The following is a 15,852-nucleotide window of genomic DNA, read 5'->3' on the forward strand; positions in this document are numbered from 1 at the left end:
TCAGCCTATTAGAAACTGGGGAGTAATACTTAACAGTTTTCTTATTATATTTGAAGATAGGGTCAGATTGAATGAATCTTAACCCTATCTACAAAATTTTTAGTTACACACTTTTTGGGATAGTGTCAATAAATGATTTAGAGATGGAAGTTAGAAGTAGTTCGAAACTTCCCACTTCGAGCTTCTAACTTCCTAAAACCTCAAATGCTCCTTAAAAAGCAATAGATCATCTTTCACGCTGGAGCTCCCATTAGGGAAATCAATATATTGTTGCAGTTTCGTTTCTGGGTTGACCAATAACTCCCTCAGTTTCAAATGTTGGTTAATGAAAGTAAATTCCATATCAGGGTATATGGCTTTTAATGCATCAACGATGTCCAATACCTCTAAATTTTTGTCCACTATATTATAGTAGCCTGAAGGAATATCGCTTTTGATTGTGACCTGCTTTAATATTTCCGAGGCTTTTTGAATGGATATAAAGGGCCGGTGTTGCTTTCCGTTCCCATTAATAGCAATGCGTTTGTTGAAGTTGGCATCAAACATAAAACGGTTGATTACCGCATCAAAACGAACGGCATTGGCATAACCATAAACGTTGCCTAATCTTAATATCTGCGTATTGATTTTATCAGATAAGCGTGCCACATGCTCTTCGCCCCTTAATTTTGAGATACCATAAATAGTTCTAGGATTAGGATGATGATCTTCATTAATCATTTCTTTTGACGAACCGAAAACGGAAACGCTGCTGGCAAAAACAAAATGCTCAACATCAGACTCCTCCACCGCATAGACCAATTCGGCCGTGCCCCAATGATTACTTTGCTCAAAGTAATGTGGATCAGCATCTGCAAAGGGAGTGGTTACTTTAGCGGCCAAATGGATGACGGTGTCTATTCCTTTTAAAGCTTTTTTTAGCTTACGAGTATCCAGCAATTCCCCTTGAATAAATTTGATTTTTTCTTGATTAGGAAGTTTTTCGCCTAAAAAGAAGTGATAATTATTTCGACTTAAATTATCATAAATTAAGATCTGCTGCACTTCTTCTGATGGCAATAATTTTTCAATCAAGGCCGAACCAATATAGCCGGCTCCTCCGGTAATCAATATTTTCTTCATGGGTCAAATACTTTTAAAGACAGCAAAAGTAATGTATAATTGGGGGTTGTGAAAATAAGGAGTTCCTTTTGTTGGATTATAGTTTTTGTAATAATTTAGAGGGTGCTCTTTTTAAAGTACTAAATATATAGGAATATTTAGTGTATATTTTGAAAATGTATTTGAACATTATATATTTAGTTTTTATTTATTCAAAGAACCAAAACCTAAAGTTATGCCAGTAAAAAAAGATGAACCATCCTGTCGTGAAAGAATAATTAACGGCCAATTGACCTTTAAAGAATCCGAAATCTTATCGCTCTGTAAAAAAGGAATGAGTTGTCAGGAGATTAGTGAAAATCTGTTCGTAAGTGTTGAAACCATAAAGACACACAGAAAAAAGATCATTAAGAAACTTGGATTGCAAGGAAAACAAGAATTCAGGAAGTTTTTATTGGATTTAGTTGCTGAAGAATTGCTGTTGCAACATGAAAAATCACCCCAAAGTCACCCCTAGGGGTGATGTTTTTAGCTCATTTAATATTCAACTTTGAGACGTGATCACATTAAACAATTTTTAATTATTTAAAATCTAAAATCATGAAAAAAGATTTGATATTAATCATTTCATTCTGTATGTTATTTGGCTTGCAAAATCAAGCCTCAGCAGAATGTTCTACGTCAATTGAATGCGGAGGAAATGAAACCATGGGATGTACAGGAGATTTCAATTGTTCTTCAAGTGATGATGATAAGACTGTGACGTGTGATGGTGTTACAACTTCTTGTCCGTTTTCAAAAGAAAAAAAATCAATAGCTTAATCTAATTTAAAATTTGAATTATGAAATCTAGAAAAACAATATTTTTAACAATTCTATTATTTGTCTTGGCTAGTTTTGGTGAAGTTTATGATATTTATGCTTGCACAGTCTCTCAATCATGCGGTGATGGCCAAGATGCAGTTAGTTGCTCAGGCGCTAAGACTTGTTCAAATTCATATTACGACATGAGTGTAACTTGTGATGGCGTAACATATATGTGTCCAGCACCCTTGCAACGTCCGGAACCTAAATCCTTGTGGTAGTAGATAAATAGTAGAATAATGAGAAATTTAATTTTAATCGTTTTTATTGCTACAGTCTTTCACAGCTGTAGCAATAAAAACTCATCCCAAAGTTTTGAATTAAGAACTGATTTTATAAAGTCAAAAGGAAAATTTTCAGACAGCTTATATGTTTATGACATAAGAAGTCTGTTGATTGATCAGGGGAAACTATATGTTGCAGAATATGAGAATGGAATAAAGCTGTTGGATACTGATCTAAATTTTATTTCTTGTATTGGTGAATTGGGGGAGGGCCCTGAAGAGATATTTATTACGCCTCAGATTCAAATTTACAGAGATACAATTTACGCTATTTCCAGTAATAAGCGTGCATTTATGAAGTTCTCAAAAAGAGGTAAATTTATTAGTGAACTAAAATATGATAGAGAAATTTATGATACCTCCTTTAAATATCGATTTATTGTTTCTAATAATGGAGTGTTTTTAAATAATAAAAATCTTGATTTCACGCTTTATAATTTATCCCATCAAGGTAAATTGAAAGGAGGCGTTCCTTTTTCAGAACCCTATAATGATATTAATAAAGCTTATGTGACTAGCGGGGCACATCTCTTGAAATTTGAAGATAAGATTCTTCATTTATCAGATAACAAAGCTGAGATAAGAGTTTTTAAGCAAAATGAAGAAGTTGATCGTATTAATTTGGCGGATTTCAAGCCATTTAAAGAACGTTTGAAATTCATTAAAGCTAATGGCAAATTGGGAAGCACATCATATTACAATATGATTCAAGATGCTTATATTGATTCAACTCATGAAATATTGTACATTTTATCAATAGCGGGGGAAAATAGTCCCAGAAGCAATGCAGTCAGCTTATTAGATTTGAATAATGACTTTCAGTTTCTTGGAAGCTTTAATTTAAATGGTGATTGGTATAAAACCATAGCTGTTGAAAATAGTAAATTTTTTGCATTTAATACTGTCGATAGTAAAATTGAAAAATATGAAATTGAGATTGAAAAGTATTAAAAAAATGATTTTTATGTTCAACTATGAATTATAAGTAACGAAATTTATTATTACACAATGGGAGGATAAGTAAAATGGTGATATTACCCCAAATCATTCAAAACCACTCTAAAACTAGTCCCTTTTCCTGGCCTACTTTCAAACTCTATAGTTCCTTTTAATTGCTCTACTAAGGTTTTTACTATGGATAAGCCTAAACCAGAAGAACTTTCACCGGCTGTGGGTTTATTGCTCATTTTCTGGAATTTCTGGAAAATTTTGGATTGTTCTTCTTTTAAAATACCCATTCCTTGATCTTTCACTTCAATTTGAAGTTGATTCCCTTTTTGTACTGCTTTTATATATATAGTACTGTCTTCATAAGAGAATTTCAAGGCATTGGAAATAAGGTTATCCATAATTCGCTGCAGTTTATCAGTGTCTGTCCTGAACCTGTTTGTATCTTCAGAAATTTCTTTCTCAATCTTTATGCTTTTCAGTTTAGCAGCATCCTCATGTTTTTTGATCAATTCATTAAAATAGGATTGAATGTTAATTTCATCTACCTCGGCTTTTTGCTGTGATTCCATACGGTAAAGCTGCAACAAATCTTCTATTAACTGTACACCTTGTTGGTTGGATTTTTCAAGCTTATTTAAGAAATCTTTTTGTTGATCCGATACATTATCAGCCATTTTAATGAGTTTTATAAGGCCTTTATTATTATTCAAAGGAGATTTTAAATCATGGGCCAATACATGTATAAGCCCATTTTTTTCATCATGAATTTCCTTTAATTCCTGATTGTTTTGAACAAGTTCTTTATTTCGCTCATTTAATTCTTTTGTTCTTTCTTGTACTGTTTGCTCCAGTCTCTGATTAGATTGCTGCAGTGCCAAACTCAGATCTTGATTTCTAATATAAGTTTGATTTTGCCTGTTGGCTAGTATGATCACATGACTGAATAAATAAAAGAAAATACCCAAAGCAAATACCAAATCACCCACTATCTGAGATTGATGGATAAGTATTTCAATTACTGTAACGGCAAAAAGTAAAATAAATCCAATAAGCGCTATTATTACTTCTTTATTACCGTTTAGACTGGCTTTAAAGATATAATACAGTATTGCAACCCCAGTAATTACGGTCACTATCTGCATAATTGGAACCAAATTAGAATTGTAAACAATAGGGGTGAAAAGGGTAATGATAGTAGCTGATATGCCTATATAATAAGGGATATTGGCAAAAAATTTAGGGATATATTCTGGGAAAAGGTAGTATATAAAACGAATTGTAAAGGCAAAAATCAGATAAAAGCTTGTTAATTCTATCCTAGTGCTTAGCCACCATGGAAAATTTAAATAGTCAATAAGTAGATATTCATTTACACTTAATGATCGTAGGATTGTAAATAAGCAAACCAATGCAAAATAAGTGTTCATTTTATTTCGTGTGCGAAAAAAATTAGAACCTAAATGATATAATCCCATAAAGAAAATAGAACCAATTAAGAAAAATGAAAGTGAAATATTTTTTCCTCTATCCTCAATAAGTAATTCTTTTTCAGCCATCTCAGGCGGTCTAGACATTCCACCTTTCCTGTAATGAAAATTAGAGATTTGCATAATGATTTCTAAGGTGTCTTGATTGGTTGATATTTCGAAGATTTTGTTTCGATAATCAGGTTCAGCAGTTTCCGAAGAGGTCCCTAGTTTGCCTACTTCACCTATTTCTTTGCCATTTACGAATAGTTTATAATTAGTGCTTTGAACTTTTCCATTTATTGATAATTCAGTAGAATTTTTATCAATAACTATTTTTGTGTAATAAGTAGCATAACCCGTGGAAGGAAGTTTTACCCCTCTAAATTCCATGCCTGTCCATGTATGTGGAATTTCCGCATAAACCGGGGAATCAATTGCTTGCATTTCCTCGGCTGTAAGTAATTGCCCATATTCAATTTGCCACTCACCTTGAAGTAATACAATTTCCTCATTTAAATTTTGGTCTTGAAAATTGAATATACTTTGCTGGCCATAACTTATAGATGTAATGGTGAAAAAAATGATTAGAAAGGGTATTGTCTGTTTCCACATAATTAATTTTCTCCAATAGGAGAGTCAAGTAATAATTATAATGCAAAATTAATACTTGTTTCAAAGATATGGATTTGCTTTTCACTTTAAAAAGTACAAGAAGCATATATGTTAGAGGATTTAGTAATAATGATGCTTGTAGAGGAATTTTTAAAGATTAATAGTAAATCTTAAGTTTCTGATTTTCTATGAAATTAGTAAATGGCAAAACCAACTAAGCGTTTTGTTGGATGAACAGAAAAAGAAGAATATTTACATTGAGGTCTAAATTATAGGGGATATTTTACATGAATCCAGAAAATATTGCAGATTGGTTTATATTATGTAAATAAATCACTCAAATGTTATGCATACCTAACAAATCCCACCTCTGTAATATTTGTATGTAGCTACACAGAAATGATTTATTGCACCAAATCAGTATGCAAACCGCATTCTGTTTTGTTCATTCCGTACCATCTGCTTTCTCGTTCTTGCATATCCAAATCGAATTTGCGGGTGCATGGCTCACAACCAATACTGAAATAGCCTTTAGCCTCTAATGGATGCTCGGGCAGTTGATGTTCTTTTCTGTAATCATGAATCATTTTGGAATTCCAATCCAACATAGGATGAAGTCTAACAGCACCATGGGGAGCCTGTTGTTCCACTTTCATGGCAGATCGGGTTTTGCTCTGGTCAGCACGGACACCATTGATCCAAATATCATGTTGCATCAATACCGCATCCATGGGTTGGGTTTTATTAAGATAGCAGCAATAATCTGGGTCGGAAGTGAAGAACATCTTTCCGTTGGCATCACGCTGCATATTTTTCGGAGTCAAAGGCTTTAAATCAATTAAATTAGTCAAGCCAAAATCAGCCATGATTTTATCTCTAAAAGCAACCGTATCAGGAAAATGATAGCCTGTATTGATAAAATAAACGGGGATATTAGCATCTATTTTGCTCAACATGTGCAACAATACCAGACTATGCGATTGAAAAGAAGAAGTAGTGAAATACTTCTTCCCTTCTGATTGGTATTGTTTGATTTTATGTTCTAGTTCATTGATGTTCATATTTCTTAGTATCTAGTAGCTGGTTTCAAGTATCTAGTATTCAGTATTGGATTTTAAACTTACAACTTAAGACCTAGAACTTAAAACCTTAGCTCTATTTCAATTATCCAGATCCGTTCAATTTCTCACTACTCTCTACCCATTACACACTACGCAATCGTACTTCCCGGATTTACTTCCTTTCCCGGCTGCACAAACTGCAAATTACCTTCCGAATCTTCTGCCATCAAAACCATACCTTCAGAAACTTCTCCCATCATAGGTCGAGGTGCCAGATTTACTAAGACTGTTACTTGCTTACCGACTACTTCCTCGGCTTTGAAATGCTTTGCTATTCCACTTAAGATAGTGCGTTTGTCCAAACCAGTATCAATAGTCAATTTCAGTAACTTATTTGATTTTTTAACTTTTTCAGCAGTTAAAATGGTTCCTATGCGCATATCCATTTTCATGAAATCCTCAAACTTGATTTCTTCTTTCATGGGTTCTACATTAGGGCTTCCTCCAGCATTCGCTTTTTTAGCTTCTTCTAATTTATTTACTTGTTCTTCCACGGTTTTGTCTTCTATTTTTTCAAATAATAACTCTGCTTCCTTGATCTGATGTCCGGCTTCCAGTAAATCAGCACTTCCTGCCAAATCCCACTCGTAAGCTTCAATGTTCAACATCTTCCTCAGCTTAGTCGCAGTAAATGGTAAGAATGGCTCACAAACGATGCTCAAATTGGCTGCAATTTGTAAGGCCAGATTCATAATGGTTTTTACTCTTTCTGGATTTTCCTTTTGAAGCTTCCATGGCTCAGTTTCTGCTAAGTACTTATTGCCCAAACGGGCAAATTCCATCATAGCAGCCAAGGCTTCCCTGAATTTATAATTCACGATTTTCTCTTCAATCAAATCAGGATAGCCTTTCAATTCATCCAAAATTTCCTGATCGTAATCAAACCATTCACCTCTTTCCGGTACTTTCCCATCATAATATTTATGCGTTAGTACTACAGCTCTGTTGATAAAATTACCGAAAATGGCCACCAATTCACTATTGTTGCGAGTTTGAAAATCCTTCCAAGTAAATTCACTGTCTTTTGTTTCTGGTAAAGTAGCTGCCAGTGCATATCTCAAAACATCCTCTTTGCCAGGGAAATCTTCCAAATACTCATGCAGCCAAACCGCCCAGTTTCTACTGGTGGAAAGTTTATCGCCTTCCAGATTTAAAAATTCATTGGCAGGCACGTTTTCCGGTAAGATGTAATCACCGTGTGCATGCAAAATCACCGGGAAAATAATACAGTGGAATACAATATTGTCTTTTCCAATAAAATGAATTAGCGTACTATCATCTTCAGGATTCTCCTGCTTCTTCCAGAATTTCTCCCAATCGTTTCCGGTATCTTTTGCCCATTGTTTGGTGGCTGAAATGTAGCCTATCGGGGCATCCAGCCAAACGTATAATTTCTTTCCTTCAGCTCCTTTAAGCGGTACATCAACTCCCCAATCCAAATCACGGGTCATGGCTCTGGCTTGCAAACCTTGATTGAGCCAAGAACTGCACTGACCATAAACATTGGATTTCCACTTGCCTTTTTTGCCTTCAACCAACCATTTTTCCATCCATTCCTGATATTTATCTAATGGCAGGAACCAGTGGGTTGTTTTTTTTAATATAGGTGTTTTCCCGCTCAAGGTAGAAACCGGGTTAATCAAATCAGTAGGATTTAAAGAACTCCCGCATTTTTCACATTGATCACCATAAGCGCTTTCATTTCCACATTTTGGACATTTTCCGGTTATATAGCGATCGGCTAAAAACTGATTGAATTCTTCATCGTAATATTGCTCGCTTTCTCGCTCCTCAAACTCACCTTTCTCATAAAGATTTGTAAAAAATTCTTGCGAAAGCTCATGATGAGAAGGTTCTGATGTCCTATGATACATATCAAAAGCAATCCCAAATTTTTCGAAGGTCTTTTTATTGAGTTCGTGGTATTTATCAATAATGGCATTGGGCGTAATACCTTCTTTCTTAGCGCGAATAGTGATGGCAGCACCGTGCTCATCACTTCCGCACATAAAAGCCACTTCTTTTTTGCGCAATCTGAGGTAGCGCACGAAAATATCCGCAGGCAAATAAGCGCCTGCTATATGTCCAATATGTAAAGGTCCATTGGCATAAGGTAATGCCGCTGTAATGGTATATCTATTATTCAATTTTTGCATTGCTTGTAATTTGTGGCAAATATAGGAAAGTTAGGAGGAAAGTAAGCAAGAGATAGCCTGTCTTAAGTATTAGATTTAGCAGATATTTCAATTTTCGATTATAATTCATGTTTAGTGAAACCTAAAAAGCTAATACCTTAGATTTAATGAAATTTTACCACTATCTCTATCTTAAAACCGAATTTCCCATCATTTTCCTTCCCTTTCTCAGAATCCCTTTTTAAATTCAGCATCCTTAATAAAAAAGCTTAAATAAAGACATTACAACTTATCAACATGACAACAAAATTATTTGAAATCAATAAATTACTAGTAGCGAATAGAGGTGAAATTGCAATTCGGGTGTTGCGTGCTGCTTCCGAACTTCGAATCCGGACAGTAGCTGTTTATACTTATGAAGACCGCTATTCACTCCATAGATATAAATCAGATGAAGCTTATCAAATTGGAAAAGATGATGATCCACTTAAGCCTTATTTGGATATTGAAGAAATCATTAGCCTTGCTAAACATAAAGGGGTGGATGCTATTCATCCGGGTTATGGATTCCTGTCGGAGAATGTAAAATTAGCCAGAAGATGTAGGGAAGAAGGCATCATTTTCGTAGGGCCTGAGCCTGAAGTGATGAACGCCTTAGGAGATAAGGTTAGAGCTAAAGATATTGCTGTTAAAGCCAATGTTCCCATTATTGAAGATAGTAAAATTGATTTGGTGGACACCGAAACTGCTTTAAAAGAAGCAGAAAGAATTGGATACCCCATTATGGTAAAAGCTGCTGCTGGTGGCGGTGGTCGCGGTATGAGAGTAGTTCAGAATAAAGAACAATTAAAAACCGCTTTCGCAGATTCTAAAAGTGAGGCTGGGAATGCTTTTGGTGATGATACGATTTTTTTGGAGAAATATATCGACCATCCTAAGCATATAGAAGTGCAAATTATGGGCGATAATTATGGGAATATTGTCCATTTATTTGAAAGGGATTGTTCCGTTCAAAGAAGATTCCAAAAAGTAGTGGAAGTGGCTCCCTCAGCCAACCTATCACAAGAAACCAGAGATAAACTATATGAATATGCACTAGCCATAACCCGAGAGGTCAATTACAATAATGTAGGTACGGTCGAGTTTTTGGTCGATAAAGAGGAGAATATCTACTTTATTGAGGTAAATCCAAGGATTCAGGTAGAACATACTATTACAGAAGAAATCACAGGAGTTGATATTGTCCGCTCTCAAATCCTTATTGCCAAAGGTCACGCTCTGGATGATCCTAGGATTTATATTCAAAGTCAGGAAGATGTGCAGTGTAATGGTTTTGCTATTCAATGTAGAATCACAACAGAAGACCCTGAAAATGGTTTCAAGCCCGATTATGGAACCATCATAGCTTATAGAAATGCTGGTGGCTTTGGGATTAGAATTGATGAAGGAAGTTCTTACGCAGGAGTGAATATTTCTCCTTTCTTTGATTCTATGTTGGTGAAAGTTTCTTCTCATGGGAGAACTTTAAAAGGAGCTGCTCAAAGATTACACAGGGCATTAAGAGAATTTAGGATTAGAGGGGTAAAAACTAATATCGGATTTTTAGAAAATGTGATTTCGCATCCGACATTCTATAATGGTGAATGCACGGTTAAATTCATTGATGAACATCCTGATTTATTCAAAATCACCCAAAAATTTGACCGAGGAACCAAAACACTTCGCTTCTTAGCTGATGTAAGTGTAAATGGACATCCAGATGTGAAATCTAAAGAAGAGAATAAAACTTTCCGACACCCAGTAGTTCCAGATTATGATAAATATGGAACCTATCCAAAGGGAACCAAGAATATACTTACAGAATTAGGTCCTGAAAAATTTGCTGAATGGTTGAAAAAAGAAAAAGCTATTCATTATACCGATACTACTTTTAGAGATGCACATCAATCCTTATTAGCAACAAGGATGCGCGGGATTGATATGATGAAAGTAGCAGAAGGTTATGCTAAAAACAATCCTGAAATTTTCTCCATGGAAGTTTGGGGTGGTGCCACATTTGACGTTTGTATGCGGTTTTTACATGAAAATCCTTGGGAGCGTTTAGCGAAGTTCAGAAGGGCAATGCCAAATGTTTTATTGCAGATGTTATTGAGAGGCTCCAATGCGGTAGGTTATAAAGCATATCCTGATAATTTGATTGAGAAATTCATTGAAAAATCTGCTGAAACGGGAATAGACATTTTTAGAATTTTTGATTCTCTTAATTGGCTAGAGGCAATGAAAGTCAGCATTAAAACCGTAAGGGAAAGAACGAATTCTATTGCGGAAGCTGCTATTTGTTATACAGGAGATATTCTAGATCCTGAGCAAAAGAAATATACGCTGGATTACTATATTGACTTTGCAAAGCAGCTAGAAGGTGAAGGGGCTCATATAATTGCCATAAAAGATATGGCAGGTTTGTTGAAACCGTATGCCGCCAAAGAATTAATCTCTGCTTTGAAATCTGAAATTAATTTACCAATTCATTTGCATACACATGATACCTCCTCTGTTCAATCCGCTACTTATTTGCAAGCCATTGAAGCAGGAGTAGATGTAGTAGATGTGGCTTTAGGTAGCATGTCTGGCCTAACCTCTCAGCCTAATTTTAATTCAGTAGCCAGCTATATGCAAGGCCATGAGCGAGAGCAGAAATTGAATATCAACTCTTTAAATGATTATTCTACTTATTGGGAATATGTTCGTGAGTATTATTATCCATTCGAGTCGGGTTTAAAAGCGGGGACTGCTGAGATTTATGATAATGAAATTCCTGGCGGACAGTATTCAAATTTAAGACCGCAGGCTGAAGCTTTAGGATTGGGCAATAAATTCGAAACGGTTAAAAAGAATTATGCATTGGTTAATCATATGTTTGGGGATTTGGTAAAAGTAACACCTTCTTCCAAAGTAGTAGGGGATATGGCACTTTATATGACCTCTAATAATTTAACACCAGATGATATTTTTGAAAAAGGGCATACGCTTTCTTTTCCAGATTCTGTGGTAGATTTATTCCGAGGTGAATTAGGTCAGCCTGTAGGTGGTTTTCCAGAGAAATTGAGTAAAATCATTTTGAAGGGCGAAAAACCATTTACGGATAAGCCTAATAAGCATCTGGAACCAATAGATTTCAATAAGGAAATGGAAGCCTTCAAACAGAAATTTGACGGTCATGAAGATGAAGCTGATTTATTGGCATACTTGCTTTACCCAAAAGTATATGAAGAATTCTATAATCATCAGCAGAAATATGGTGAAGTAGGCTACATCCCGACCTTAGCCTTTTTCTATGGGATGAAAAATGGAGAAGAGATTTTGGTGGAAATATCAGAAGGTAAAACCATCATCATTAAATTATTGTATATCTCCGAACCAAATGAAGAAGCTTTAAGAACAGTTTCATTTGAACTGAATGGACAAACCAGAAGGGTTCAAATAAAGGACAATTCTGCTAAGGTTGATAAAGTAACTAACAAAAAGATTTCTAGTGAAAATGAGGTTGGAGCACCTCTGCAAGGAAAGCTGGCTTCTATCAAGGTGAAACCAGGAGATGAAGTGACTGAAAACACGGCATTGTTTGTAATAGAAGCCATGAAAATGGAGTCTTCCATCACCGCTCCAAGAGCTGGTGTTGTAAAAGAAGTACATTTAAAATCAGGAGACATGGTACAACAGGATGATTTGGTGGTGAGTTTGGAGTAACTATTTTATAAATCTATGGTTTAATATAGTATTGGAGTACTGATTTAGTTGTTTAAAATTCTATCAATTAAAATGAAGAAAGATAAAATTTATATAGATACTTCAATAGTTGGTGGTTTTTTTGATGTAGAATTTGAATATGAGACTAAGAAACTTTTTAAACGTTTAGAAAATCAAGAAGTAATATTTGTAATCTCTGATTTTTTTGAAAAAGTTTACTTAACGGAAGAAGCAAAAATTTTAGGAAGCAAATATGTAGAAGAAAGAGTTGTTGGAGAAACTAGTATAGAAGATTGTTTTCATATCGTTTTAGCTACAATTGAAAATGTAGATGTATTAGCTAGTTGGAATTTTAAGCATATTGTGAATCTACAACGAATTAAAGGATATAATTCAGTGAATATTAAGAATGGATATAATTTACTTGAAATTAGAAATCCAAAAGATTTAATTAATTATGAAGACTGATAAAAAAAAGAAAGATTTTGACGCAGTTAAAATGATGCGAGATATTCGTAAAGATATAAGTCTTGAAATAAAGGATATGAGTTTTCAAGAGCTTAGAGCTTATTTGGATAATCAACTTGCGAAAAAATCTCGTTTGATAGGTCAGAAATAGAGCTATCAGTTTTTGACAGCTTTTTTACTGACACCTGATAACTAGCGCAAGCGTCTCGCTGCAACTGCTTACTGTAAATACCTATTTACTAAATACAAAATTAGAACTAAAACTTTTTCACCATGCATAAAGATCCATATAAAATTGTTAAAGAGCTTGAAAGCAAAAAAGGAAAGCTGAAATATTACAGCCTTGAAGAATTACAAAAACAAGGACATGAGATAGATAAATTGCCTTTTTCCATTAGAATTCTTTTGGAAAATGCGGTAAGAAATTTTGATGACTTTGCCATCACTAAAGAAAATGTAGAAACTTTACTAAACTGGACACCCGAGCAATCTGATAAGGACATTCCTTATAAACCTGCTCGTGTTTTGATGCAGGATTTCACAGGTGTTCCGGCTGTTGTGGATATTGCATCCTTAAGAGCTGAAGCAGTTAGAAAAGGCAAAGACCCGAAAAAAATCAATCCATTAATCCCTGTTGATTTGGTCATTGACCACTCGGTTCAAGTGGATTATTTCGGAACCAATTATTCTTATGCCAAAAATGTTGATAAAGAATATGAAAGGAATGGCGAACGTTATCAATTCTTGAAATGGGCACAAAAAGCTTTTGATAATTTCTCCGTGGTGCCTCCGGGTATGGGGATTTGCCATCAGGTGAATTTAGAATATTTGGCAAAAGGTGCAATTGAAAGAGATGGGTATGTCTTTCCAGATACTTTGGTAGGGACTGATTCCCACACACCTATGGTCAACGGAATTGGAGTTGTAGGATGGGGAGTTGGCGGAATAGAAGCAGAAGCTGCTATTTTAGGTCAGCCTATTTATTTCATTATGCCTGAGGTAATCGGACTGAAATTAACCGGAGAAATGCCTTTAGGTACTACCGCCACTGATTTGGTTTTAACCATTACTCATTTATTGAGAAGCCATGGTGTAGTTGGTAAATTTGTGGAGGTTTTCGGTCCAGGATTAGATAAATTAACAATTCCTGATAGAGCAACTATTTCCAATATGTCTCCTGAGTTTGGTTGCACGGTCACTTATTTCCCAATTGATGACCAAACACTTTCCTACATGGATAAAACTAATCGTTCCCAAGAACAAATTGATTTGGTAGAGAAATATGCTAAATCTAATATGTTATGGAGGGAAAATGAAGATAAAATCAATTATTCCACTGTGTTGGAATTAGATTTAAGTACTGTTGAACCTACAGTTTCCGGTCCGAAAAGACCACAGGATAAAATTTTGGTAAGAGAATTTGAAAATAAATTTAAAGATTTACTTAAAGAAGAACATGGTCGCCAATATATTGATGTTTTTGAAAGACCTGTAAGCAGATGGTATTCTGAAGGTGGTTCTCAACCCGTTCAGCAACCAGAAAAAGTGGATGATGATGTTGCCATTGAAGAAGGCGAAAGCAATGGCTTGAAAACGGTAAAAATTAGGACTCATAATGATGAGTTTAGCCTAAGCGATGGCTCTATTGTAATTGCAGCCATTACAAGCTGTACTAATACATCCAATCCAAGTGTGATGCTGGGAGCTGGCTTGGTAGCGCAAAAAGCCATCGAAAGAGGAGTTGATGTAAAACCTTGGGTGAAAACCAGTTTAGCTCCGGGCTCTAAAGTTGTTACGGATTATCTTGAAGCCGCTGGCTTATTAGATGATTTGGAAGCCTTGAAATTCCATGTGGTAGGTTATGGATGTACTTCTTGTATTGGAAATTCAGGTCCTTTGCCACCGCATATTGCCAAAGCAGTGAAAGAAAATGATTTAGTGGTTTCTTCCGTACTTTCAGGAAATAGAAACTTTGAAGCTAGGGTTCATCCTGATGTAAAGATGAATTTCTTGATGTCACCTATGCTAGTGGTGGCTTATGCCATAGCAGGTAGAGTAGATATAGATTTAAATAATGATCCATTAAGTTATGATGTTAATGGAGAACCAGTTTATCTGAAAGATTTATGGCCTACTCAAGATGAGATTTTTGAGGTGATGCGAAAAGTGCTTTCGCCTGATTCCTATAAAAAGAATTATGGAGAGATTTTCGATGGAAATGAGCAGTGGAGAAGCATGAAAGCACCTGATTCAGAGGATTATGAATGGGATGATAAATCTACCTATATCAAAGAAGCTCCATTTTTCAAAGGCATAAGTGCTGATCCGGAAGATTTTGAAGATATTAAGGATGCGCATGTTTTATTAAAATTAGGTGATTCTATTACCACAGACCATATTTCACCAGCAGGAGCTTTTGCAGAAGATAGTCCTGCCGGTAAATACCTCAAAGGTAGGGGAGTTGAGAAAAAGGATTTCAACTCTTATGGTTCCAGAAGAGGTAATGACGAAGTGATGACACGAGGTACATTCGCCAATGTGAGAATTAAAAATCAGTTGGCTGAAAAAGAAGGAGGATATACCAAACACATTCCTTCTGGCGAGGAAATGACTGTTTTTGATGCAGCTGAGAAATACAAAGAAGAGAATACTCAATTAGTCGTCTTGGGTGGAAAAGAATACGGTAGTGGTTCCTCCAGAGACTGGGCAGCTAAAGGAACCTACTTGCTTGGTATCAAAGCAGTGATTGCTGAAAGTTATGAGCGTATCCATCGTAGTAATTTAGTAGGTATGGGCGTGTTGCCATTGCAATATGCTGACGGAGAAACGGCCGAATCTTTAGGCTTGGATGGCTCAGAAAAATTCTCAATAAGTGGAATAAGCGAAGGCTTATCTCCTTCTAAAAAGCTCTCTGCTGTAGCTAAAAAATCAGATGGCAAAGAAGTGAAATTTGAGGTCTTAGCTAGATTGGATTCTCAAATAGAAGTGGAATATTATAAGAACAAAGGTATTCTACAATATGTGCTGAGAGATTTCTTAAGGAAGTAAATAAATTTATTTAGTAAAAATTAAAAAGGGATGCAGAGAAGCATCCCTTTTT

At 35.3% G+C, this 15,852-nt stretch carries 11 protein-coding genes; 7 read left to right on the forward strand and 4 right to left on the reverse strand.

The window, feature by feature from the left end:
- Window positions 1-192 precede the first annotated feature (192 nt).
- Entirely contained in the window at window positions 193-1,122 is a 930-nt protein-coding gene (locus ACFE0M_RS11400) for an NAD-dependent epimerase/dehydratase family protein (RefSeq protein WP_434545889.1), read from the reverse strand.
- A gap of 214 nt (window positions 1,123-1,336) precedes the next feature.
- Here ACFE0M_RS11400 and ACFE0M_RS11405 point away from each other — a divergent pair, with 214 nt between their 5' ends.
- The 3 genes from ACFE0M_RS11405 to ACFE0M_RS11415 all read left to right on the forward strand — a co-directional run bounded on the left by ACFE0M_RS11405 (window position 1,337) and on the right by ACFE0M_RS11415 (window position 3,200).
- On the forward strand, window positions 1,337-1,618 hold the full coding sequence (locus tag ACFE0M_RS11405) for a helix-turn-helix transcriptional regulator (protein WP_434545890.1): 282 nt from the start codon (window positions 1,337-1,339) through the stop codon (window positions 1,616-1,618).
- 83 nt (window positions 1,619-1,701) lie between these two features.
- Window positions 1,702-1,923, forward strand: a complete 222-nt coding sequence (locus ACFE0M_RS11410; RefSeq protein ID WP_434545891.1) for a hypothetical protein — start codon at window positions 1,702-1,704, stop codon at window positions 1,921-1,923.
- Between the two features lie 281 nt (window positions 1,924-2,204).
- The gene (locus ACFE0M_RS11415; RefSeq protein ID WP_434545892.1) at window positions 2,205-3,200 is read left to right on the forward strand and encodes a hypothetical protein; all 996 of its coding nucleotides are present in this window, start codon (window positions 2,205-2,207) and stop codon (window positions 3,198-3,200) included.
- Between the two features lie 83 nt (window positions 3,201-3,283).
- Here ACFE0M_RS11415 and ACFE0M_RS11420 read toward each other — a convergent pair whose 3' ends face one another.
- The 3 genes from ACFE0M_RS11420 to metG all read right to left on the reverse strand — a co-directional run bounded on the left by ACFE0M_RS11420 (window position 3,284) and on the right by metG (window position 8,558).
- Entirely contained in the window at window positions 3,284-5,281 is a 1,998-nt protein-coding gene (locus tag ACFE0M_RS11420) for an ATP-binding protein (protein WP_434545893.1), read from the reverse strand.
- A gap of 404 nt (window positions 5,282-5,685) precedes the next feature.
- Window positions 5,686-6,342 carry a phosphoadenylyl-sulfate reductase gene (locus tag ACFE0M_RS11425; RefSeq protein WP_434545894.1) on the reverse strand — a complete coding sequence of 219 codons (657 nt, stop codon included), beginning with the start codon at window positions 6,340-6,342 and terminating at the stop codon, window positions 5,686-5,688.
- A gap of 149 nt (window positions 6,343-6,491) precedes the next feature.
- Window positions 6,492-8,558: a methionine--tRNA ligase gene (metG, locus tag ACFE0M_RS11430; RefSeq protein ID WP_434545895.1), complete on the reverse strand. Its 2,067-nt coding sequence runs from the start codon at window positions 8,556-8,558 to the stop codon at window positions 6,492-6,494.
- Window positions 8,559-8,834: 276 nt separating this feature from the next.
- Between metG and ACFE0M_RS11435 the strand changes: the two genes are divergently transcribed.
- The 4 genes from ACFE0M_RS11435 (at window position 8,835) to acnA (ending at window position 15,800) form a co-directional block, all read left to right on the forward strand.
- Complete coding sequence (locus ACFE0M_RS11435; RefSeq protein ID WP_434545896.1) at window positions 8,835-12,284, forward strand: pyruvate carboxylase; 3,450 nt, start codon at window positions 8,835-8,837, stop codon at window positions 12,282-12,284.
- Window positions 12,285-12,356: 72 nt separating this feature from the next.
- On the forward strand, window positions 12,357-12,752 hold the full coding sequence (locus ACFE0M_RS11440; protein ID WP_434545897.1) for a hypothetical protein: 396 nt from the start codon (window positions 12,357-12,359) through the stop codon (window positions 12,750-12,752).
- Window positions 12,742-12,903 (forward strand): hypothetical protein, encoded by a 162-nt coding sequence (locus ACFE0M_RS11445; RefSeq protein ID WP_434545898.1) that lies wholly within the window; start codon window positions 12,742-12,744, stop codon window positions 12,901-12,903. Before ACFE0M_RS11440 ends, ACFE0M_RS11445 begins: the two co-directional genes overlap by 11 nt.
- Window positions 12,904-13,025: 122 nt before the next feature.
- Window positions 13,026-15,800: an aconitate hydratase AcnA gene (gene acnA / locus ACFE0M_RS11450; RefSeq protein WP_434545899.1), complete on the forward strand. Its 2,775-nt coding sequence runs from the start codon at window positions 13,026-13,028 to the stop codon at window positions 15,798-15,800.
- The last annotated feature ends 52 nt before the right edge of the window (window positions 15,801-15,852 follow it).

Source organism: Marivirga sp. (assembly GCF_051117495.1).
GTDB lineage: Bacteria > Bacteroidota > Bacteroidia > Cytophagales > Cyclobacteriaceae > Marivirga.

Coding starts and splice junctions, on each gene's coding strand:
- ACFE0M_RS11405 (WP_434545890.1), top strand. CDS start 1,337: ATGCCAGTAAAAAAAGATGAACCATCCTGTCGTGAAAGAATAATTAAC.
- ACFE0M_RS11415 (WP_434545892.1), top strand. CDS start 2,205: ATGAGAAATTTAATTTTAATCGTTTTTATTGCTACAGTCTTTCACAGC.
- ACFE0M_RS11425 (WP_434545894.1), bottom strand. CDS start 6,342: ATGAACATCAATGAACTAGAACATAAAATCAAACAATACCAATCAGAA.
- ACFE0M_RS11420 (WP_434545893.1), bottom strand. CDS start 5,281: ATGTGGAAACAGACAATACCCTTTCTAATCATTTTTTTCACCATTACA.
- ACFE0M_RS11440 (WP_434545897.1), top strand. CDS start 12,357: ATGAAGAAAGATAAAATTTATATAGATACTTCAATAGTTGGTGGTTTT.
- ACFE0M_RS11435 (WP_434545896.1), top strand. CDS start 8,835: ATGACAACAAAATTATTTGAAATCAATAAATTACTAGTAGCGAATAGA.
- metG (WP_434545895.1), bottom strand. CDS start 8,558: ATGCAAAAATTGAATAATAGATATACCATTACAGCGGCATTACCTTAT.
- ACFE0M_RS11410 (WP_434545891.1), top strand. CDS start 1,702: ATGAAAAAAGATTTGATATTAATCATTTCATTCTGTATGTTATTTGGC.
- ACFE0M_RS11445 (WP_434545898.1), top strand. CDS start 12,742: ATGAAGACTGATAAAAAAAAGAAAGATTTTGACGCAGTTAAAATGATG.
- ACFE0M_RS11400 (WP_434545889.1), bottom strand. CDS start 1,122: ATGAAGAAAATATTGATTACCGGAGGAGCCGGCTATATTGGTTCGGCC.
- acnA (WP_434545899.1), top strand. CDS start 13,026: ATGCATAAAGATCCATATAAAATTGTTAAAGAGCTTGAAAGCAAAAAA.